Raw genomic sequence first — 263 nt, forward strand, 5'->3', positions numbered from 1 at the left:
CGACAATGATCATTAAGTTAAGTACTTCATACCCTCGATGAAGTACATTTCTCGTCAATGAGCCTCAAGTTATGTTCCTCATACACTCGGTGAAGTACTTAACTCATCAATGATACTTAAGTTATGTTCATCATACACTCGATGAAGTACATTTCTCGTTAATGAGCCTCAAGTTATGTTCCTCATAGTATAAATGTCAATGATAAAATGTACATTTTCGCTCGTTTAAGGATGTACAATTTTGCTTCCCAACTATTTTTATG

Source organism: Ferdinandcohnia sp. SAFN-114, from assembly GCF_059415045.1.